The organism is Megamonas rupellensis DSM 19944 (assembly GCF_000378365.1).
Taxonomy (GTDB): Bacteria; Bacillota; Negativicutes; order Selenomonadales; family Selenomonadaceae; genus Megamonas; species Megamonas funiformis.
This window is the reverse complement of sequence record NZ_KB899572.1, coordinates 75,730-98,704: the sequence shown is the minus strand read 5'-3', so window position 1 is coordinate 98,704 and position 22,975 is coordinate 75,730. Positions and strand designations below refer to the sequence as shown.

Sequence of the window (22,975 nt, the reverse complement as noted above, 5' to 3'; positions counted from 1 at the left end):
AAAGGCGTGCAGATTGTACAATTAAAAGGTGGAATAAGTCATTCACAAAGCAATACATATGCTTACGAAGTAGTAGAATTATTCTCAGAAGCGTTTTCTACAGTAGGACGATATTTACCACTTCCAGTAATGTTTGATACGGTACAGATAAAAGAATTAATTGAAAAAGATAAACATATTAAAAAGATTTTAGATTTAGGACGACAGGCTAATATTGCTGTCTTTACAGTAGGTACTGTAAAAAATGACGCTTTATTATTTAGATTGGGTTATATTGATAAAAAAGATAGAGATATTATACAAAATAGAGCAGTAGGCGATATCTGTTCAAGATTTTTTGATGCTCAAGGAAATATTTGTGATAAAGAATTAGATGAACGTACAGTAGGAATAAAATTAGAAGAATTAAAGGCTAAAGAAAAACGTATATTAGTAGCAGGCAGCCAAAGAAAAATAACAGCAATAAAAGCAGCATTAAAAGGTGAATTTGCAAATATTTTAGTTACAGATCAATATACAGCAGAAGAATTATTAAAGGATTAATTGATTAATAATTTGATATATTAAGTATTTTAATATATATCATCTAAAAATAAAAAAGGGGTTGATTTTCATTTTTAGTTTTTGGTTAGAATTAGCAGTTATTGTTATCTGTTTAGCTATCGGTGGACGCTTTAGTGGTATTGGTCTTGGTGTAGCAGGTGGTTTTGGTCTTGCTATTTTGACTTTAGGTTTTGGTCTTCCAGTAGGAGAAATGCCAACAAGCGTAGTATTCATCATTATGACTGTTATTACATGTGTATCTTTATTACAAGGTGCAGGCGGTCTTGATTATATGATATCCATGGCCGAAAAAATTCTTCGTAAAAAACCTAGTGCTATTACTTTTTTAGGTCCATTAGTATCATATATTTTCACAGTTATTTGTGGCACTTCTTATGTAGCTTTTTCTGTATATCCAGTTATTGCAGAAATTGCGATTAATGCAAAAGTTCGTCCAGAACGTGCTATGTCTATGTCAGTTATTGCATCTAATATGGCAGTTTGTGCTAGTCCTACAAGTGCGATTGCTGCGGCTATGATTGCAATTACAGCACCAATCGGTGTTACTCCACTTAGTTTACTTGCAGTTACAGTGCCGGCATGTTTGATTGGGGTATTAGTAGGTTGTTTATTCGTGTACAAACGTGGAGCAGAACTTGCCGATGATCCAGAATTTAAACGTCGTGTAGCTACAGGTCAATTCCAAGAAGATTATGTTTTGGAAAGAGATACACAAAATGCTACTACATCAGCAAAAGTATCTGTAGTTATTTTCTTATTAGCTATTGCTATTATTGTGGGAATGACTTCTCACCCTGATTTATTGCCAAATATTGGCCCAGGTGGAAAACCTATTTCTGTACCAACTTTATTACAAATCATGATGCTTGCTACTGGTGCTATTATCATGGTAGTTTGTCGTGTACCTAGAGATAAATTAGACTCTGGTTCTGTATTTAAATCTGGTCTTATTGGAGCAGTAGGTATTTTAGGTATTTCTTGGATGACTGATACATTTTTTGCTACACATTTAAAATTTATTACAGATGTATTTGCTCAAACATTGATACAATATCCTATGCTTTTTGGTGCAATGTTATTTGTTACTTCTATGGTATTATACAGTCCAGCAGCAACAGCCGTAGCTTTAATGCCAATTGGTGTATCCTTAGGATTACCAGCAGAAGTATTAATTGGTCTTATTCCAGCAACTTGTGCAGTATTCATCATACCAGGTGGTGCTCAAATTAGTTGTGTTGCTTTTGACCGTACAGGTACAACTAAAATTGGTCGTTTCGGCTTTAACCATAGTTATTTAATCCCAGGATTAGTATCTATGGCAGCTTCTACAGTATTATCCTTAGCGATAGCATATATTATATTTTAATATTAAGACCTCACATTTTTATTTATGTGGGGTCTTTGTTATAATTTAATGTAGAATAAAAATTTTTAGAAAATATTGACTTACTGAAATATACATGTTATTATATGAATGTAAATTTTGGTTTGAGTTTTAGTAAAACGTTTTATTAAAATATATATCATATTTTTAGATATATATTTTATTTTATAATTTTTAGTAAAACGTTTTATTAAAAGTGATTAGGCATAATAAAAAATAAAAATGGCTAGGAGGAAGATTTATAATTTATTTTTTAGGTTAAGTTTTTTTAGATTTATGATTAATTTGAAGGAGAGTTAAAAATGACAGAAAGTAGTAAATTAATTCAGTATGATGATGGTTATTTGAATAAGACCCCAATATTCCAATTTGTGTTATTATCTTGTTTATTTGCACTTTGGGGTGCGGCAGCTAGTTTGAATGATATTTTGATTACGCAATTTAAATCAGTTTTTACTTTGAGCGATTTTGCTAGTGCTTTAGTACAAAGTGCTTTTTATGGTGGGTATTTCTTAATTTCTATACCAGCATCTGTAGTTATTCGTAAAACTACATATAAATTAGCAATTATGATTGGTTTAATTTTCTATATCGGTGGTTGTAGTTTATTTTTCCCAGCTTCTATGATGGCGACTTACACTATGTTTTTAGTAGCTATTTTCTCCATTGCTATTGGTCTTGGTTTCTTGGAAACAGCTTCTAACACTTATAGTACTATGCTTGGCCCTCGTAAATATGCAACACTTCGCTTAAATATTAGCCAAACATTCCAGCCAATTGGTTCAGCATCTGGTATTTTACTTGGTAAATATTTAGTTTTCCAAGAAGGTGAAAGTTTAGCAAGTCAGATGGCTCAAATGACTCCAGATCAAATTCATTTATTCAGATTACAGATGTTACAACATACTTTAGAGCCTTATAAAATTATGATTTGTATTTTAGTAGCTATTTTTATTTTATTCTTAATCACTAAATATCCAAAATGTAAAGTAAAAGAAGTAGCAAATAATCAAAATACGCCAAAAGTAACTTTAGGCGAAACTTTAAAATATCTTTCTGGTAATAGTTTATTTAAAAAAGGTATTGTAGCTCAATTTTTATATGTAGGTATGCAAGTTGCAGTTTGGTCATTTACTATTCGTTTAGCTTTAGATTTAATGCCGCATATCAATGAACGTATGGCAGCAGATTTCATGGTAATTAGCTTTGCTTGTTTCTTTGTTGGTAAATTTATTGCCAATTTCTTGATGACTAAGTTCTCTGTAAATAAAGTTTTATTAATTTATGCTATTATTGGTTGTATTTTAATTTTATATGTAGCATTTATTCCAAATTTAACAGCTATCTATGCAGCAGTAGCTATCAGTATTTTACTCGGACCTTGCTGGGCAACTATTTATGCCGAAACATTAAAATCTGTAGAGAAAAAATATACAGAAACTGCAGGTGCAATAATTGTAATGTCTATCATCGGGGGTGCTGTTATGCCAGCAGTGCAAGGTTTTGTATCCGACATGGTAGGCTCTATGCAATTTTCCTTTATTGTGAATTTCTTCTGCTTTGCTTATATAGGTTGGTATTTCTATCACAAAATGAAACTTGAAAATAAAGAGGGTTAATTCATGAATACAAAAATATATTTACAGCGTGGTTTTTTTGCTGAAAACGCAAAAACTATCATGGAAAATGATGAATTTAAAGTAAATTTATTTAAATATAGCTCAGATGTAGAAGCGATAGAAGTAATAAATTCTCGTGGTAAAATAATTGTTCTTCCTTATATGGGACAGATGATTTGGCGAGTTGAATTTGATGGTATTGATTTAACCATGAAAAATATGTTTTCTAGACCAAGAAAGGTGAATAATATTTTAGATACTTATGGTTGTTTTGCTTTTCATTCAGGTCTTTTAGCTAATGGTTGTCCATCAAATGAAGATACACATCCCATGCATGGTGAATTTTGCTGTGCTGATTTAGATACTGCATGGCTTGAATTTAGTGAAGATGAAGTTATTATTGGCGGTGAATATGAATATTGCCAAGGTTTTGGTTTTAAATATTTAGCTAGGCCTAGTGTAAGTTTGAAAGCAAATGATGCAAATATAAAAATCAGTATGCAAGTAAAAAATCTTACAAGCGTAGAAATGCCACTACAATATATGTGTCATATAAATCACCATTATGTGGATAAAGGTGAATTCAAAGCTAATATACCAGATGAAGCTTTTAAATTGCGTGAAAGTATTCCTAGTCATATAAAACCTACAAAAGAATGGTTTGACTATACTGATGAGATAAAAAAAGCACAAGTTGAAGGGAAAACTTTGACTAAATTAGAAAATCCTGATTTATATAACACAGAAGTAGTATTTTTAGCTGATAGACTTGATAAATACACAGATGAAGCTATAGTAGAGATTAATTCTCCAGAAGGCTATGGTTTTAAAACACAATTTTCAACTAAAGATTTTAAATATGGTACACGTTGGATTATGTACACACCAGAACAGCAAGTATCTTCTTGTATCATTCCAGGAACATGTAGACCAGAAGGATTTTTAGCAGCAAAAAAAGCTGGCAGTCTACTTATGTTACAACCTGATGAAGAAAAAACATTTAGCGTAATTACTGGTTTAAAATAATAATATATTTTGCCTAGAGATATTAATATAATTATTAATATCTCTTTTTTTATCTCATAAAAGATAATGATAATTATTATTGACTAATAGAAAATAAAATGATATTATATTAACATAAAATAATAATCATTATCAATTAGAAAATATTATTTAAATGGAGGATAGTTAGATGTCGTTAATTAATAAAGAAATCGTTGATTTTAAGGTTCAGGCTTTTGTTGATGGTGAATTTCGTGAAATAACAAAGGCTGATGTTTTAGGGAAATGGTCAGTATTTTTCTTTTATCCTGCTGATTTTACTTTTGTTTGTCCGACTGAACTTGAAGATTTAGCTGATAAATATGCTGATTTTAAAAATATAGATTGTGAAATTTATAGTGTATCTTGTGATACTCATTTTGTGCATAAAGCATGGCATGATGCATCTGATACTATCAAGAAAATTAAATATCCAATGCTTGCAGATCCAACAGGATTATTAGCACGAGCTTTTGATGTAATGATTGAAGAAGATGGTATTGCAGAGCGAGGTAGTTTTATCGTAAATCCAGAAGGCAAGATTGTAGCTTATGAAGTAATCATGGGAAGTGTTGGCAGAAATGCTGATGAATTGCTTCGCCGTGTAGAGGCTGCTCAATTCGTAGCTAAACATGGTGGCGAAGTTTGTCCTGCAAGATGGAAACCAGGTGCTAAAACATTAAAACCTAGTATTGAATTAGTTGGAAATATTTAATGAAAAAAGACTGCTATTGGGATATATGCCCATAGCAGTCTTTTTTTTAGGGGTTATTTATTCAGTGATAACTGTATGAATTAATGTTGGAGCTGTAGCTGTATCTGCGATAAAGATATTGTCGTATAATTTTTGTTTTACGTCTTCAACGTTTTCACGATTGCTGTAGATAGTGAGAATAGATTCGCCTTCTTCTACTTTATCGCCAACTTTTTTATGAAGTACAAGACCAACTGCTAAATCGATTACATCTTCTTTTGTAGCACGTCCTGCACCTAAAATCATGGAAGCAACACCGATTTCATCAGCTACCATTTTGGAGATATAGCCAGATTGTTTTGCTGGTAATTCAATTTTATATTTTGCCTGTGGTAATTTTGTTAAATCATCAACGATAGAAGCATCTCCACCTTGGTTTGCTAAGAATTCTTTGAATTTAGCTAAAGCTTTTCCGCTGTGAATTGCATCTAAAAGCATTTCTTTTGCTTCTTCGCTAGTTTTTGCTTTACCTGCAAGGATTACCATTTGGCTACCTAAAGTTAAAACAAGTTCAGTTAAATCTTTTGGACCTTTGCCTTGAAGTGTTTCGATAGCTTCTTTTACTTCTAAAGCATTACCAATAGCAAAGCCTAAAGGTTGAGACATATCAGAGATGATAGCGATTGTTTTTCTGCCTACATGATTACCGATGCGTACCATAGCGTGAGCGAGTTCTTCTGCATCTTCTTGAGTTTTCATGAAAGCACCATCGCCAGTTTTTACGTCTAAAACGATAGCGTCAGCACCAGCTGCGATTTTTTTACTCATGATAGAGCTTGCGATAAGTGGAATGGAATTTACTGTGCCTGTTACATCACGAAGTGCATATAATTTTTTATCTGCTGGAGTTAAGTTACCGCTTTGTCCGATAACAGCCACTTTATCTCTATTTACTAAATCAATGAATTGTTCGCGAGTGAGCTCTACATGAAAGCCTGCGATAGATTCTAATTTATCGATTGTGCCACCAGTATGACCTAAGCCACGACCAGACATTTTGGCTACAGGTACACCAAGAGAGGCAACGAGCGGAGCTAATACGAGAGTGGTAGTATCACCAACGCCACCGGTGGAATGTTTATCAACTTTAATACCTTCAATGCCAGAAAGGTCTATGGTATCGCCAGATTCTACCATGGCACGAGTTAAATCAGCACGTTCACGGTCATTCATATCTTGGAAATAAATAGCCATAGCCAAAGCACTTGCCTGATAATCTGGAATATCTCCTTTTGTATATCCTTCGATAAAGAAATTAATTTCCGCAGTTGTTAATTCTTTGCCATCACGTTTTTTTTCAATAATATCTACCATACGCATAAATAAGCACCGTTCCTTTTTTCAAATTATTGTAAGTCGTTTAAAAATGATTGCCCATGTTGTGGCATTTCAATAGAGAAGTTATCCGCAATAGTAGCACCTAAGTCAGCAAATGTTTTTCTGATAGGAAGGCTACCATAATTTTTTAATTGTTTACTATAGATTAATAATGGCACATATTCGCGAGTATGGTCAGTGCCTTTATATGTTGGATCATTGCCATGGTCAGCAGTAATTAAGAGTAAATCATCATCATGCATTTTAGCAAAAACTTCTGTCAATCTAGCATCGAATTCTTCGATAGCATCACCATATCCGATAGGATTACGACGATGACCAAATTTAGCATCAAAATCTACGAGATTTGTGAAGCTAAGACCTGTAAAATCTTCATCTAAAATATTTATAAATTTATCCATACCGTCCATATTGGAAACTGTGCGGATAGCTTTGGTAACACCTTCACCATCAAAAATATCGCGGATTTTGCCGATAGCGATAGAAGCAAAATCCGCATCTTGAAGGCTATTCATCACAGTTTTACCAAATGGTTTTAAAGCATAGTCATGTCGATTAGCTGTGCGAGTGAAGTTTTCTTTGCAAGTGCCAATATAAGGACGAGCGATAATTCTACCTAATTGATATTTGCCTTCACGTGTGATATCTCTACAGAATTGACATATGCGATAGAGTTCATCAAGAGGAATGACTTCTTCGTGGGCTGCAATTTGAAGTACAGAATCGGCTGAAGTATAAATGATTAAATCTCCAGTTTTTAATTGATGTTCGCCGTATTGTTTAATGATTTCTGTACCACTTGCAGGGCAGTTGCCAACGATTTTTCTACCAGAGAATTTTTCGATTTGAGCGATTAAATCATCAGGAAAACCATCAGGGAAGACCTGAAATGGTTTATCTATATAAAGTCCCATCATTTCCCAATGACCTGTCATTGTATCTTTACCGCAAGAAGCTTCTTGCATTTTTGTATAATATCCAAGAGATGGATGAACAGTATTTACGCCTTTGAGTTTGTATATATTAGAAAGACCTAATCTTTCAAGATTTGGTACGTTTAAACCATTTTTAGCTGTGGAAATATGCAAAAGTGTATTTGCACCAATATCGTCAAATTTATCAGCATCAGGAGTTTCGCCAATGCCAACGGAGTCCATAACTATAACATGAATGCGTTTAAAATTTTTAATGTTGTTCATAGTATCACCTAACCTTAAATTATTAAGCCTACAATTGTAGCATTTAAAATGCTAACTAATGTTGCACCATATAACAATCTAAGTCCGAAACAAGCTACTACATTACCTTTTTCTTCATTGAGGGCTTTAACTGCACCTGCAATAATACCAATAGAGGAGAAATTAGCAAAGGATACTAAGAAGATGGATACAATAGCTACGCTTTTTGCAGAGAGAATAACTGTACCACTAGAAAGTTGCATCATAGCTACAAATTCATTAGCGACTATTTTAGTAGCCATCAAGCTAGCAGCATCTACACATTCTGCCATTGGAATTCCCATGAAGAAGGCAAATGGGGAGAATAAATAGCCTAGGATTTCTTGGAAAGAAATGCCAATAATTCCTAAAAATACATTGTTGATTAATGTGATAATACCAACGAAACCGATTAGCATAGCACATACAATAACGCCGACTTTAAAACCATCTAAGATATATTCCCCGAGCATTTCAAAGAAAGATTGTCTTTTGGTATCTGCTACTACTAGAATATCATCTTCAGGTTTAACTTCATAGGGATTTATAATGGAAGCGATTATAAATCCACCAAAAAGATTTAAAACAAGAGCTGTAACTACATATTTAGGTTCAATCATGACCATATATGCACCGACGATGGACATAGAGACAGTGGACATAGCAGAAGCACATAGAGTATATAAACGATTAGCAGGAAGTGGGCCAAGCAATTTTTTTACAGAAATGAATACTTCAGATTGACCTAAGATAGCGGAAGCTACTGCATTGTAAGACTCAAGTTTACCCATGCCATTTACTTTGCTTAAAGCAAGGCCTATATATTTAATGATAAAAGGCAATATATGCCAATGCTGTAAAATACCAATTAAAGCCGAGATAAAAGTGATTGGCATTAAAACACTCATAAAGAATATAGGATCATCAGGATTAGCTAATCTGCCAAAAACAAAGTTGATACCTTCTCTAGCACAATTTAAAAGTGCTGTAAAACCGTTAGCAATGGTACTGATTAATACATTACCAGCAGAAGTATTTAAGAGTAAAAATCCTAAAATAAATTGAAGGATAAGCATTATAAAAATTGGTCTGTATTTTATTTTTTTGCGATCATTACTAGCAATAAAAGCCATACCAAAAACTAATGCAAGGCCAGCGATACCAATAATATATTGCATGATGATATCCTCCGTGTTTTTATTTTAGAAGTTTAACGCCAGCACTAGCACCAATGCGGTTAGCACCAGCTTCTACCATAGCAAGAGCTTCTTCATGAGTATGAACACCACCAGAAGCTTTTACCCCCATTTCAGCTCCTACTGTTTTACGCATGAGAGCGATGTCATGAACAGTTGCACCACCAGTGGAAAAACCAGTAGAAGTTTTTACAAAGTCAGCACCTGCTTTTTGAGAAAGTTCGCAAGCTTTGATTTTTTCTTCATCAGTTAATAAGCAAGTTTCGATGATTACTTTTACGATAGCTTTATCTTTAGCAGCTTCTACGATTTGATGAATTTCATTTTCTACATAATCATACTCTTTATCTTTGAGCATTGCGATATTGATTACCATATCAATTTCTTGAGCGCCTTTTTCAATAGCATCTTTAGTTTCAAAAACTTTTACTTCTGTAGTATTAGCACCAAGAGGGAAGCCGATTACAGTACATACTTTAACATCTGTATTTTTTAATTCCTGATGAGCAAGTGCAACCCAGCAAGGATTTACGCAAACGGAAGCAAAATCATAAGTTTTAGCTTCAGCGATTAATTTTAAAATGCTTTCTTTATTTGTGTTAGGTTTTAAAGCTGTGTGGTCGATTAATTTATTGATGTTCATTATAAATACTCCTTTAGATGTTTATTTCATATATTTTTTATTTATATTAATGAAGGATAATTTTTATTTTTTTAAATCTTCTTTAGTGAAAGCACCAGGTAAGATTTCGTCCATAGTTTTTACAATATATTCTGTAGGACTTTTGCCTAAGATGATTTTTATATCTTTAGTGGCAAATTCTACAATTACTTGACGGCAGATACCGCATGGATAAGTGTAATCATTTTCTACACCAACAATGGCGATAGCTTTAATTTTTTGATGACCTTCAGAAATAGCTTTGAAAATGGCTGTTCTTTCTGCACAATTAGTAGCTCCGTAAGAAGCATTTTCTATATTGCAACCAGTATAGATTGTATCGTCTTCAGTGAGTACAGCAGCGCCTACTTTAAAATTAGAATATGGAGCATAGGCATTAGTACGTCCTTCATAAGCTTTTTTTACTAATAAATCGCAATTTATCATGATGAAATCCTCCCATTAATCTATTTAATATTAAAATTTAAAATAAAAAGAAAATTCAAGTTTCATTTCTTAAGCTTATTATAATTTATTGTTGAACAAATGTAAATATCAAAATGAAAATAATTTCAAAAATTTTTTGTTAGCTTAAAAAGATAATTTATAAACTAAGAATGAGAATTCTTGATTTAAATAATTAAAATTTGCTATAATGTATTTTTAGATTAAAAAAAGAAGGTGATTACAATTATTTTTAATGAATTGACTATAAACGATAAAGATAGATTAGATAGCTTTTTTAAGTTAAACTATCATGAAAATTCTCATTTGAATTTTACAAATTTATTTATGTGGCGCAAAGCTTATAACATTATGTGGTGCATTGAAGATGATATTTTATATTTCAAAGCTAAATTCCATGACAGTGAATTTGCACTTCAGCCACTTTGTAAAAAAGATAGATTATTTGAAGCTATTGATAAATTAAAAGCATATTTTAATGATAAGAATATAGAATTCACACTTTCTGGCTTAGAAGAAAATATCGTTGAAGAATTAAAAAATTATCCTAATGGAGAATTTGAGTTTTCAACTAATCGCGATGATGATGATTATGTCTATAATGCTATAGATTTAATAAATTTATCAGGAAGAAAATTCCATTCTAAGAAAAATCATTTGAATAGTTTCCGAAAAAATTATCCAGAAGCTAAATATTTGCCAATTAATAATGATATAATAACATTATGTAAGATAACGATTAATGGCTGGTATAAAAAACGTTTAGCGCTTACTCCTGATGACCCATTTATCGGAGCTGAACGAGATGCTATCATTGAAGTGCTTAATAATTTTGAGCAGTTAAAATTAAAAGGTGGAGCATTATTTTTAGTTAATAAAGTAATGGCATTTACTTTTGGTGAGCAGTTAAATGAAGACACAGCTGTTATTCACGTAGAGAAAGCTGATCCAGATGTCAATGGTGCATATACAGCTATCAATCAAGCTTTTGTAGCTAATACTTGGCAAGATATGACTTATATCAATCGTGAAGAGGATATGGGTATTGAAGGTTTAAGAAAAGCAAAAGAGTCTTATCGCCCTGTGAAGATGATTAAAAAATTTACAGCTATTTTTAAAGGATAATTCTCTAAATACAGTTGGCAAGGTATAAAGATTAAGTTATAATAAAACTTAATGTGTTTATAGGGAGATTATCTATTTAATGAACAAAGTTATTGTTAAAATTAACAGTAAACAAAAAAATGATAAACAAAATACAATAAAAATGAAGGCATTGGCTAATGTTTATACAAAAAATGGTATTTTGTATGTCATTTATAAAGAAAAAGATTTAAATGAAGAAAAAGAAACTTCAACGATGTTGAAAATACAAAAAGATAGCCTGACGCTTATGCGAACTGGTGGCGTACAACAACAGCAAGTTTTTGTCGAAGGAAAAGAAAGTGTAAGCGATTATATAACACCTTATGGTAATTTAAAAATGAAGGTAAAGACACATCGTTTGGAAATAATTACAGGCATGAAATCTACTATAAAAATAGATTATGCTTTATATATAAATAATAGTTGGCAAAGTGATAATGAACTTATGATTAGATTAGAGCCAGCAAATTGAATTTACTAATGATATATTGCTAATATACAATTAATATAGAGATAAATATAAAACTTAGGAGGATTTTGATTGGATACTAAAGATTTGCTTATACAAGCCATCAAAGATGCAGTTGCAAAAGCTATAGCTGAGCAGGCACTTCCTGAAGGACAGTTACCTACTGTTATTTTAGAAGTACCACCAAAGAAAGAATTAGGTGATTTCGCATCTAATATTGCTATGCAATCAGCTAGAGTTTTTCATGTAGCACCAAGAAAAATTGCTGAAGAAATTGTAAGCCGTTTAGATGCTACTTTTTTGGAAAAAACAGAAATTGCAGGACCTGGATTTATTAATTTTTACTTAAAATCTGATGTTATTTATGATGCTTTAGCTAATTTATTAAAAGCTGGCAGTGAATATGGTAATTTACCAAAACAAGAAACACCAAGAATTCAAGTAGAATATGTAAGTGCTAACCCTACTGGTCCACTTCATGTAGGTCATGGTCGTGGAGCTGCTTTTGGTAGTGCTTTAGTAAATCTTATGCGTGCAGCAGGATATAATGTTTCTAGTGAATATTATATAAATGATGCTGGTAAACAGATTGATAACTTGGCATTATCTGTAAATGCTCGTTATCTTGAATTATTGGGTAAAGAAGTAGAGTTCCCAGAAAATGGTTACCATGGTCAAGACATCATTGAAACAGCAAAACGCATTATCGCTAAAGATGGTGATAAATATTTAAATATGTCTGATGAAGAAAGATTATCCATCTTTAAAGAATTAGCATTAAAAGAAAAATTAGCAGCATTAAAAGAAGATTTAGCTGCATTTAATGTTCATTTTGATGTATGGTTCAGTGAAAGAACACTTCATCCAGATGCTGTTAATGCTGTTTGTGATAAACTTTTAGCTAATGGCAACATGTATAAACAAGATGGTGCTTTATGGCTAAAATCCACTGCTTATGGTGATGATAAAGACCGCGTAGTTATCCGTGATAATGGCGTTCCTACTTATTTAGCAGCAGATATTGCATACCATGATAATAAATTTGAACGTAAATTTGATAAACTCATCAATATTTGGGGTGCTGACCACCATGGCTATGTTTGCCGTGTAAAAGCAGCAATGGCAGCGCTCGGTTATAATGCTGATGATTTAGAAGTTTTATTATTACAAATGGTAAGCCTCTATCGTGATGGTGAACTTGTAAAAATGTCTAAACGTACAGGTCAAAGCGTAACTTTATCTGAATTGATCGAAGAAGTAGGTGCTGATGCAGCTCGTTTCTTCTTTATTATGCGTTCTTTAGACAGTCAGCTTGATTTTGATTTAAACTTAGCAAAATCTCAATCTAATGAAAATCCTGTATACTATGTTCAATATGCTTATGCTCGTATTTGTAGTATTTTCCGTCAAATGAAAGAAGCTGGTATTGAAACAACTGAAAATCCACAGCTTTCTTTATTGACAGATGAAGCAGAAATTGCTTTAATTAAAAAGTTATTATCTTATCCAGATGAAATTGCAACAGCAGCTAAAAATAAAGCACCACATCGTATTGCAACATATGTACATGATTTAGCGTCTATGTTCCATAGTTTCTACAATAAATGTCGTATTTTAGGTGTAGATGCAAAATTAGCAGGAGCAAGACTTGCTCTTTGCTTAGCAGTAAAATATGTGTTAGCTCATGCACTTGCAATTTTAGGTGTTAATGCACCAGAAAAAATGTAATAATTTTTAATGTAAATGATAATTGGGAGGAAATACTTGATGGATTTTCTGCATAGTTCAGAAACAGATGTAGCATACTATATCTTAAATTTAGCTAATAAACCTATCTTTTTTAAAGACCTTATTTTAGAAGTAATAGAGAAAAAATGTAAACCAGTGCAGTCCTTATCTGCTTCTATATCTGAAGTATATACACTTATTAATATGGACGCTCGTTTTCAACATACAGGTAATGGTATGTGGGGTCTTGTAGAATGGAATCCACCAGAAACAAAACGTAGTAGTGTTTCTAGTAGTTCTTCTAGTGCTAGTAAGATGAAAGCAATGTCCAACAGACGTCGCACTTCTTTATTAGAAGGAATTCAAGACGATACAGATAAAGCATAATTTTAGATATATAGAGGAGGAGTATTTTTAAATGGCAAAGTATATATTTGTTACTGGCGGTGTAGTTTCTTCTTTAGGTAAAGGTATCACAGCAGCTTCTTTAGGTCGTTTATTAAAAAGCCGTGGTATTAAAGTAACAATTCAAAAATTTGACCCATATATTAACATTGACCCAGGTACTATGAGTCCTTATCAGCATGGTGAAGTTTTCGTAACAGAAGATGGAGCAGAAACTGACCTTGACCTTGGACATTATGAACGTTTTATTGATATCAATCTTACCAAAAATTCTAATGTAACTACTGGTAAAATTTATTGGTCTGTATTAAATAAAGAACGTCGCGGTGATTATCTTGGTAAAACAGTTCAGGTAATTCCACACATCACAAATGAAATTAAACAACGTGTATATGACGTTGCTGCTCATGATGATGCAGATGTAGTTATCACTGAAATCGGCGGTACAGTAGGGGATATCGAAAGTCTTCCATTCCTCGAAGCTATTCGTCAGGTTAAAAAAGAAGTAAGTAAACATGATGTATTATACATTCATGTAACTTTAATTCCATTTATCTCTGCTGCTGGTGAATTAAAAACAAAACCAACTCAACATAGCGTAAAAGAACTTCGCAGCATTGGTATTCAGCCAGATATTCTTGTTTGCCGTACAGAACAAGAACTTTCTAAAGATATGAAAGAAAAATTAGCTCTTTTCTGTGACGTAGATGCAAATGCAGTTATTCAGAATATGACAGCTTCTACAATTTATGAAGTACCTTTAATGATGCAAAAAGAAGGTCTTGATAAAATTGTTCTTGAAAAATTAGAAATGGATTATCGCCCAGCTCATATGGAAGAATGGGAACGCATGGTTCATCGCATTAAAAATCCTGCAAACAAAGTGAAAATTGCTGTTGTAGGTAAATATGTAGAATTACCAGATGCTTATATTTCTGTTACAGAAGCATTACATCATGCAGGTATTTATAATTCTACTGAAGTAAAAATTAAATGGGTTAATGCAGAAGAAATTGAAAAAGAAGGCACAGATTTAAGCGACGTATTTGCAGGTTGTAAAGGTATCTTAGTACCAGGTGGTTTTGGTGACCGTGGTGTTGAAGGTAAAATTTCTGCAATTAAGTACGCTCGTGAAAATAAAATTCCATTCTTAGGTTTATGCCTTGGTATGCAATGTTCTGTTATTGAATTTGCTCGCCATGTATGTGGTATGGAAGATGCTCATAGCTCTGAATTCAATCCAGAAACAAATCATCCAGTAATTGCTTTAATGTCTTCTCAGGTTAATGTTGAAGATAAAGGTGGTACAATGAGACTTGGTTCTTATCCATGTAAAGTAACACCAGGTACAAAAACTTATGAAGCTTATGGCAGTGAATTAATTCATGAACGTCATCGTCATCGTTTTGAATTTAATAATGAATTCAAACAAGAACTCACTGATGCTGGTCTTGTAATTGCTGGTGTTTGCCCAGATAATGGACTTGTAGAAATCGTAGAAGTAAAAGATCATCCTTGGTTTGTAGCTTCTCAGTTCCATCCAGAATTAAAATCTCGTCCAAATAATCCACAACCATTATTCCGTGACTTTGTAAAAGCAGCTTTAGCTGTAGGTAAATAATAAATATGCTATTAAATAGAGTAGAGATAAATTCTCTACTCTATTTTTTTTATAAGTTTTTTTCTTATAGTGCTATCAGAAAAATTCCTACAAAAAAATCAGAATTTTGCCGATATAACAAATAAACAGAATATGCGATAATTATTTACGGAATAATTATTGACATACTCCCCCTGCCTTTAGGCATGGGGAGTATGTCAAGTAAAGATACATTAGATACAGAATTATTTAAAGCATTAAGAACTTTAGCTGAAGGAAGACGTTATTTAGCAGAAAATGATGCAAATAGTTTATTAGATAGTTTGATGTATATTCCACCGAAAAAAGAAAGCTTATCTTCACGTGAAGAAGAGGTTTTAAACTATATAGTTAGAGGATATTCTTTATCGGATATAGCACAAAAATTATGTTTATCTGTAAAAACTATTTCAACATATAAAACGCGAATAATGACTAAGCTGAACTGCAAACAGAATTCAGATTTAGTGAATTATGCTTTAAAGAATAATATTTTAGATAAGTATTGATTTTTTTGAATTTATTTTAGGGCAAATGTAGTGATTTTAGATTATTTTAGTGATAAGAATTAAAAGAGGCGAATTTTTTTGAAAGATATACGATTAATTATAGGTATAGTTACGATTATGCTTTTTGTATTTGTGGCTTTTCAATCATGTGGGGCTTATGCCACAGTAAAAAGTAGTAATGGTATAGGTAATATAGGGATAATAATTTCTTTTGTGGCGTTGATTGCAGCTTTAATTTGTATAAATACAAGAGACGCTTATAGCGGAGCTTTTATAAGTGCTGTTTTTTATGCCTTAGCAGGTTTTTTAGGTTTGTTTAATTTTACAAATCATAAAATCGTTTTTGTCTATGGTTTCATGTTTATAATGTTTTCTATTTTTTCTGTTTTAATAGGAATAAAACAGAAAAATGCTTCAAATTAGTATTTTTAGGGATTTTTTATCAAGTGTATAAGTTTTTATGCTTATACACTTTTTTTATAAATATCTTTTAGTTATTTTAGTTAGATATTTGAGAAAATAGACAATTGTAATATTTGCATTACTATATACAATGAAGTGTAAATATAGTAATATATTTATAAGTTGAATATTATGTTTTATTGAGGACTGTACAAGATTGTACAGTCCCCTTTATCGTATCTAAAATAGTCAATAGAGAAAAGGTTGATAAATGAATGAATATACTCTTTCCTGCATTAGCTAAAGAGGTAACTTTAACTAAGATAAATGAATGTTTTAATCAAGATTATGGTCAAAATTATATTTATGGCTTAGCAGGTACACAAAAACATATAGTTATTGCTAATGCATATAAACAAAATCCTAAAACGACAATTATTATTACACATAATCAAGATGGTGTAGAAGAATGGTACAATGATTTTTCTTCATTATTGCCAGAAGCATCTATTTGGGAATTGCCAGCATTAGATGTCATGTCTGTAAGTGCTACAGCAAAAAGCTTAGAATTAAAAGCTAAAAGAATGAAAATTTTGGGAATGCTCACTAGAAAAGAGCCTGTCATCATTTTAGCGACTACAAATGCTGCTATGCAAAAAGACATGTCTCGTCAGGATTTTGAAAATTCTAGTGTGCAAATAGAACTTAATAAAGAATATGAACATGATAAAATTTTAGAACAATTAGTATCTTTAGGTTATGAACGTGTAGATAAAGTCGAACAAATAGGGCAATTTAGCGCTCGTGGTGGAATTATAGATATTTATCCTATAAATTCAGACACGCCTATACGTATTGAGTTTTTTGACAGTGAAATAGAGTCCATACGTGAATTTGCTATAGATAGTCAACGTTCTTTGCGCAATATAGCTAAATGTGAAATCTTGCCATTGATGCAAATGGACGATACAGGCTCACCAGCTATATTTTTATCTTATTTAAATAAAGATTGTAATGTAATTTTAGATGAACCACTACATTTAAAAGAAGCTGTTGAAGGCAGTATAAAAGAAAATCCTGAGATAAAAGAATTTGTCTATGACTGGAATTATATTTTAACTTCTGCAAAAAAGCATAATATTATTTATATGTCTTTGATGATGCAACGAATAGCAGATACAGAGCCAGAACAGCTCATCAGTGTAGCAGTAAAATCTACAGCACCTTTTCAAAAGCAGATGCATTTATTAGGTGAAGAAATTAAAAATTGGCTAGAACAAAAAAATGAAATATTGATTTGTTTGGGCGATAAGACAAAAATAGCATATTTACAAGATGTATTAGAGCAACAAAAAATACCTGTATCACGAGAAAGTGAGCCAAAAGAATTATCCAAAGATAGAGTTACATTTATCGTAGGTTCACTTTTAAATGGTTTTGAATTCCCTCAATCTCGATTGGTGGTAATCACAGAAAAAGATATTTTGGGTCGTCAAAAGAAAAAGTTAAGACCTCGTCAATCGGGTAAAAATAAAAATGATAAAATAGCTCATTTTAGAGATATAAATATTGGCGATTATGTTGTACATGTAAATCATGGTATTGGTAAATATCTAGGTGTGGAAACATTGACAATAGGCAATGTTCATCGTGATTATTTACATATAAAATACAGCGGTACAGATAAATTATTCGTGCCAACAGACCAAGTGCATTTAATCCAAAAATATATTGGCTCTGAAGGTGATGTACCTCGTTTATCTAAGATGAATGGTACAGCATGGAAAAAAGCAAAGGCAAAAGCAAAAGCTTCTGTAGAAAATATTGCTAAAGATTTAATCAATCTCTATGCAGAACGTAAAAATGGTAAAGGTTTTGCATTTGCTCCAGATACGCCATGGCAAAAAGAATTTGAAGATGCTTTTCCTTATGAAGAAACTCCTGACCAATTAAAAGCGATAGCAGAGATAAAAGCTGATATGGAAAAATCTGTTCCTATGGATAGACTTTTATGCGGTGATGTAGGTTTTGGTAAAACAGAAGTAGCCATTAGAGCTGCTTTTAAAGCTGTAATGAGCAATAAACAAGTTGCTGTTTTAGTGCCGACTACTGTATTAGTGCAACAACATTATCAGACTTTTAGCAATCGTTTTAATGACTTTGGACCGAAAATTGGTATTATTTGTAGATTTAATAGCCCAAAAGAACAAAAGAAAGTTTTAGAAGATTTAGCAACAGGTCAAATTGATATCTTGATTGGTACTCATGCTATTTTGAATGATAAAAAAGTAAAATTTAAAGATTTAGGTTTATTGATTGTTGATGAAGAACAGCGTTTTGGCGTAAAACAAAAAGAAAAAATAAAACGCATAAGTAAAAATATCGATGTATTATCTTTGAGTGCAACGCCTATACCACGTACACTGCATATGTCTCTTGTAGGTGCTAGAGATATGTCTGTTATCGAAACTCCACCACAGGAGCGTTTCCCTGTGCAGACTTATGTAATTGAAAATAATGATATGATTATCAAAGATGCTATTAAGCGTGAAGTTCGCCGTGGCGGTCAGGTATATTTTATTTACAATAGAGTAGAAACTATAGATAAGATGTATTTGCATTTATTATCTATGCTTCCTGATGTAAAAATAGGGATAGCTCATGGGCAGATGAGTGAAGAAGAATTAGAAAGGGCTATGCTCAATTTTTATGAAGGAAAATACGATATCTTATTGGCTACAAGCATTATTGAAAATGGTTTAGATGTATCAAATGCTAATACTATAATTATTTATGATGCAGATTATTTTGGACTATCTCAGCTCTATCAGATGCGAGGTCGTGTAGGTCGTTCAAAACAAATGGCATTTGCATATTTTATTTATCAGAAAGATAAAATCTTATCTGAAATGGCAGAAAAGAGATTGCAGGCAATAAAAGAATTTGCTCAATTAGGTTCTGGATTTAAAATCGCTATGCGAGATTTAGAAATTCGCGGTGCTGGCGATTTATTAGGTTCTCAACAACATGGTCATATTTCTAGTGTAGGTTTTGAGATGTATTGTCGTCTATTAGAAGAAGCAGTAGAAACATTGCAAACAGGTAAAGAGCCAGAAAAAGTAGTAGAACCGATAATTGAATTGAAAGAAGATGCTTATTTAGATGGAGAATATATAAATGACGCCACTAATAAGATTGAAATTTATCAACGCATTGCAGCGATACGAACAGATGAACATGCAGACCAATTAGAGGAAGAATTAATCGACCGTTTTGGTGCATTGACTGAACCTGTAAAGAAAATAATGCAAGTAGCACGCTTGAAAAATTATGCTCGTAAATTAAAAATAAAATCTATTATTGAAAAACCTGCTTTTGTGGAAATATGTTTTGATAAGGCGCCAAATATAGAGCCAGAAAATATGCTTTTAGCGAAAAAGCAATTTGATAATTTATTAAAATTTGTGCCAAAACAAAATACGATACAGATAAAAATTACGCCAATAAATAAAAAACATATAATAAATCTATGTTTAAAAGTAGTAAAAGTTTTAACAGGTGAAAAATTACAGAAGATGACTCTTAAAAAAGAGGAGAAAAAATAATGAAAAAATATGAAAGTATTTATCATGATTTATTGGCTTTGATTGAAAATAATAAAATTAAAGCTGGAGAAAAATTGCCTAGTGAATTTGATTTACAAAATAAATATCAAGCTTCACGAGATACAATTAGAAAAGCATTATTATTATTATCTCAAAATGGATATATTCAAAAATCACAGGGAAAAGGTTCAATTGTATTAGATATCAATAGATTTAATTTTCCAGTATCAGGGCTTACTAGTTTTAAAGAAATTGCAAGTGATATAAAAGGCAAAGTTGAAACTATCGTGCATACTTGTGAATGTATTGAGCCAGATGAAGAAATAAAAAAATTATTGATGCTAAAAAATGGTACTAAAGTTTGGTATATAGAACGTGTACGTAAAATAAATGGAGAAGCTGTGATTTTTGATACGGATATTTTGAATGCTGATATCGTATCTAATTTAACAGTGAATATAGTACAAAATTCTTTATATGAATACATTGAAAATACTTTAGGTTTAAGAATTGGCTATGCTAAAAAAGAGATAACATGTAGAGCTATAAATTCTCGAGATGAGAAATTAATGGACTTAAAAAATTATGATATGTTGATTAATATAGCTTCTTTCGTATTTTTAGAAGATACAACATTATTTCAATACACTTTATCTAGACATAGACCAGATAAATTTCGCTTTAGTGATTTTGCACGTAGAACAAGACAAAATTTTATTTAATATGCTCATTTACCTTATAACTTTTTGTTATAAGGTATTTTTTTATGATTGACAAACTTGTACGTACATGATATATTTAAGATGTTTGATAGATGTACGTACAAGTTAAGGGGCTTTGAGAGATTAAGGAGGATATTATGTCGAAATTTACAGAAGATGCAAAATTATTATTAGAATATATCGGAGGTAAAGATAATATAAAAGCGGTAACACATTGTGTAACACGTATGCGCTTTGTATTGATTGATGAGAAAAAAGCTGATGTGAAAAAAATTGAAAGTTTAAAATCAGCAAAAGGAACTTTTACTCAAGCAGGACAATTCCAAGTTATTATCGGTAATGAAGTTAGTGAGTTTTATAATGAATTTACTAAAATTGCAGGCATTGATGGTGTAAGTAAAGATGCAGTAAAAGCGGCAGCAAAATCCAATCAGACATTTGTACAAAAGTTGATGGCAAATTTAGCAGAAATATTTACACCACTTATTCCAGCACTTATCTGTGGTGGTCTTATATTAGGCTTTAGATCGGTTATTGGTGATATTAAATTAGTTGAAGATGGTACAAAAACTTTAGTCGAAACTTCTCAGTTTTTTGCAGGTTTATATAGTTTTTTATGGTTGATAGGTGAAGCGATTTTCCATTTCTTACCAGTGGGCATTGTATGGTCTATCACTAGAAAAATGGGAACTACACAAATTTTAGGTATTATTTTAGGTTTGACTTTAGTATCTCCACAATTATTAAATGCTTATAATATGGCACCGGGAACTGTTCCTCCTGTATGGGATTTTGGTTTTGTTCAAATTGAAATGGTAGGTTATCAAGCACAAGTAATACCTGCTATTTTAGCTGCATTTATTTTAGTTTATTTAGAAAAATTCTGGCGTCGCATAACACCAGATTATATTTCTATGATAATTGTGCCTTTATTTAGCTTAATACCAGCTGTAATTTTGGCACATACAGTAGTAGGCCCTATTGGTTGGGCTATCGGTTCTTTTATTGCCAATGCTGTTTATGCAGGTCTTACTTCTAGTTTTGGTTGGCTTTTTGCTGGTGTATTTGGTTTCTTCTATGCTCCACTTGTTATCACAGGTTTGCATCATATGACAAATGCTATTGACCTTCAACTTATGAGTCAATTCAATGGTACTATTTTATGGCCAATGGTAGCACTTTCTAATATCGCTCAAGGTTCAGCAGTATTAGCTATGATTTTCTTACAACGCAAAAATGAACGTGCAAAACAAATTAATGTTCCAGCTTGTATTTCTTGTTATTTAGGTGTTACAGAACCTGCTTTATTTGGGGTAAACTTAAAATATGGTTTTCCATTTATTTGTGGTTTAGTTGGCTCTTGTATTGCAGCTATGATTTCTGTATCTAGTGGAGTTATGGCAAGTTCTATAGGTGTTGGCGGTATACCGGGCATTTTATCTATTAAACCTCAATTTATGTTTATGTTTTTTATCGCTATGATTGTAGCTTTTTGTATCCCATTTATTTTGACTACAGTTGTGGGTAAGAAAAAATTAACTAGCGAAGATGTCTCTGGTGTGGATATTAAACAAGCAGAATTTACAGAAACTGAAAATACTGATAGTGAAGAAAATAAAGTAGATACAGTAGCAGAAAATTTCCAAGCACCAATAACAGGTATTACTAAAAAATTAAGTGATATTGAAGATAAAGGTTTTGCTAGCGGTGCTATGGGCGAAGGTTTTGCTATTGAAATGCAAGATGGGAAAGTAGTAGCTCCATTTTCTGGTGAAGTCATGGTATGTTTCCCAACAGGTCATGCTTATGGTCTAAAATCAAATGATGGTAAAGAAATTTTAATTCATATCGGTATGGATACAGTAGAACTTGATGGAAAAGGTTTTGATGTAAAAGTACAGGCTGGTCAAAAGATAAAACAAGGTGATGTTTTAGTTAATGTAGATATAGATTATGTAAAATCTCAAGGAAAATCTTTAGTAACACCAATTGTATTTACAGATGGACGTAAAGTCGAACTTTTACAAGAAAATGTAGCTGTAAAAGCTGGAGATGAAAATATAATAAAATTATAATTATCTATAGATGGTATTTGATGATAAATAAAT

The 22,975-nt window shown here is 31.9% G+C and carries 20 protein-coding genes; 15 read left to right on the top strand and 5 right to left on the bottom strand.

The features are described from left to right. The 5 genes from F553_RS0104155 to ahpC form a co-directional block, all read left to right on the top strand. A partial coding sequence (locus tag F553_RS0104155) for a sugar-binding transcriptional regulator (protein WP_018999115.1) occupies nucleotides 1-543 on the top strand: 543 nt, incomplete at its 5' end. A gap of 61 nt (nucleotides 544-604) precedes the next feature. Next, nucleotides 605-1,930: an anaerobic C4-dicarboxylate transporter family protein gene (locus tag F553_RS0104150; RefSeq protein ID WP_008538695.1), complete on the top strand. Its 1,326-nt coding sequence runs from the start codon at nucleotides 605-607 to the stop codon at nucleotides 1,928-1,930. 320 nt (nucleotides 1,931-2,250) lie between these two features. Further along, a complete protein-coding gene (fucP, locus tag F553_RS0104145) occupies nucleotides 2,251-3,567 on the top strand; it encodes an L-fucose:H+ symporter permease (RefSeq protein WP_018999114.1) in 1,317 nt (438 codons plus the stop codon). 3 nt (nucleotides 3,568-3,570) lie between these two features. Then, the gene (locus tag F553_RS0104140; RefSeq protein WP_018999113.1) at nucleotides 3,571-4,593 is read left to right on the top strand and encodes an aldose 1-epimerase family protein; all 1,023 of its coding nucleotides are present in this window, start codon (nucleotides 3,571-3,573) and stop codon (nucleotides 4,591-4,593) included. Between the two features lie 169 nt (nucleotides 4,594-4,762). Beyond that, on the top strand, nucleotides 4,763-5,326 hold the full coding sequence (ahpC, locus tag F553_RS0104135) for an alkyl hydroperoxide reductase subunit C (protein WP_018999112.1): 564 nt from the start codon (nucleotides 4,763-4,765) through the stop codon (nucleotides 5,324-5,326). Nucleotides 5,327-5,383: 57 nt separating this feature from the next. Here the strand turns inward: ahpC and F553_RS0104130 are convergent, their stop codons facing one another. The 5 genes from F553_RS0104130 to F553_RS0104110 form a co-directional block, all read right to left on the bottom strand. Then, nucleotides 5,384-6,685, bottom strand: a complete 1,302-nt coding sequence (locus F553_RS0104130; RefSeq protein ID WP_018999111.1) for a pyrimidine-nucleoside phosphorylase — start codon at nucleotides 6,683-6,685, stop codon at nucleotides 5,384-5,386. 26 nt (nucleotides 6,686-6,711) lie between these two features. Beyond that, a complete protein-coding gene (deoB, locus tag F553_RS0104125) occupies nucleotides 6,712-7,902 on the bottom strand; it encodes a phosphopentomutase (RefSeq protein WP_018999110.1) in 1,191 nt (396 codons plus the stop codon). 14 nt (nucleotides 7,903-7,916) lie between these two features. After that, nucleotides 7,917-9,098: a NupC/NupG family nucleoside CNT transporter gene (locus tag F553_RS0104120; protein WP_018999109.1), complete on the bottom strand. Its 1,182-nt coding sequence runs from the start codon at nucleotides 9,096-9,098 to the stop codon at nucleotides 7,917-7,919. Between the two features lie 19 nt (nucleotides 9,099-9,117). Then, nucleotides 9,118-9,759 carry a deoxyribose-phosphate aldolase gene (gene deoC, locus F553_RS0104115; RefSeq protein WP_018999108.1) on the bottom strand — a complete coding sequence of 214 codons (642 nt, stop codon included), beginning with the start codon at nucleotides 9,757-9,759 and terminating at the stop codon, nucleotides 9,118-9,120. A 63-nt stretch (nucleotides 9,760-9,822) separates the two neighbouring features. Further along, on the bottom strand, nucleotides 9,823-10,224 hold the full coding sequence (locus F553_RS0104110) for a cytidine deaminase (RefSeq protein WP_018999107.1): 402 nt from the start codon (nucleotides 10,222-10,224) through the stop codon (nucleotides 9,823-9,825). A gap of 234 nt (nucleotides 10,225-10,458) precedes the next feature. On the opposite strand from F553_RS0104110, the gene F553_RS0104105 reads away from it, so the two are divergent. The 10 genes from F553_RS0104105 (at nucleotide 10,459) to treP (ending at nucleotide 22,942) form a co-directional block, all read left to right on the top strand. Further along, nucleotides 10,459-11,367: a DUF2156 domain-containing protein gene (locus F553_RS0104105; RefSeq protein ID WP_051081843.1), complete on the top strand. Its 909-nt coding sequence runs from the start codon at nucleotides 10,459-10,461 to the stop codon at nucleotides 11,365-11,367. 79 nt (nucleotides 11,368-11,446) lie between these two features. Further along, a complete protein-coding gene (locus F553_RS0104100; RefSeq protein ID WP_018999105.1) occupies nucleotides 11,447-11,860 on the top strand; it encodes a YwiB family protein in 414 nt (137 codons plus the stop codon). Nucleotides 11,861-11,929: 69 nt separating this feature from the next. Beyond that, nucleotides 11,930-13,585 (top strand): arginine--tRNA ligase, encoded by a 1,656-nt coding sequence (gene argS / locus F553_RS0104095; protein WP_008538679.1) that lies wholly within the window; start codon nucleotides 11,930-11,932, stop codon nucleotides 13,583-13,585. Between the two features lie 39 nt (nucleotides 13,586-13,624). After that, on the top strand, nucleotides 13,625-13,972 hold the full coding sequence (gene rpoE / locus F553_RS0104090; RefSeq protein ID WP_018999104.1) for a DNA-directed RNA polymerase subunit delta: 348 nt from the start codon (nucleotides 13,625-13,627) through the stop codon (nucleotides 13,970-13,972). A gap of 31 nt (nucleotides 13,973-14,003) precedes the next feature. Further along, nucleotides 14,004-15,611 carry a CTP synthase gene (locus tag F553_RS0104085; RefSeq protein ID WP_018999103.1) on the top strand — a complete coding sequence of 536 codons (1,608 nt, stop codon included), beginning with the start codon at nucleotides 14,004-14,006 and terminating at the stop codon, nucleotides 15,609-15,611. A 194-nt stretch (nucleotides 15,612-15,805) separates the two neighbouring features. Continuing rightward, nucleotides 15,806-16,138 carry a response regulator transcription factor gene (locus F553_RS11670; RefSeq protein ID WP_018999102.1) on the top strand — a complete coding sequence of 111 codons (333 nt, stop codon included), beginning with the start codon at nucleotides 15,806-15,808 and terminating at the stop codon, nucleotides 16,136-16,138. A gap of 78 nt (nucleotides 16,139-16,216) precedes the next feature. Next, nucleotides 16,217-16,561 (top strand): hypothetical protein, encoded by a 345-nt coding sequence (locus tag F553_RS0104075; protein WP_018999101.1) that lies wholly within the window; start codon nucleotides 16,217-16,219, stop codon nucleotides 16,559-16,561. 254 nt (nucleotides 16,562-16,815) lie between these two features. Further along, a complete protein-coding gene (mfd, locus tag F553_RS0104070) occupies nucleotides 16,816-20,145 on the top strand; it encodes a transcription-repair coupling factor (protein WP_018999100.1) in 3,330 nt (1,109 codons plus the stop codon). Next, nucleotides 20,145-20,867 carry a trehalose operon repressor gene (gene treR, locus F553_RS0104065; protein ID WP_018999099.1) on the top strand — a complete coding sequence of 241 codons (723 nt, stop codon included), beginning with the start codon at nucleotides 20,145-20,147 and terminating at the stop codon, nucleotides 20,865-20,867. The genes mfd and treR overlap by 1 nt, the downstream gene beginning before the upstream one ends. A gap of 137 nt (nucleotides 20,868-21,004) precedes the next feature. Continuing rightward, nucleotides 21,005-22,942, top strand: a complete 1,938-nt coding sequence (treP, locus tag F553_RS12650) for a PTS system trehalose-specific EIIBC component (RefSeq protein ID WP_018999098.1) — start codon at nucleotides 21,005-21,007, stop codon at nucleotides 22,940-22,942. The last annotated feature ends 33 nt before the right edge of the window (nucleotides 22,943-22,975 follow it).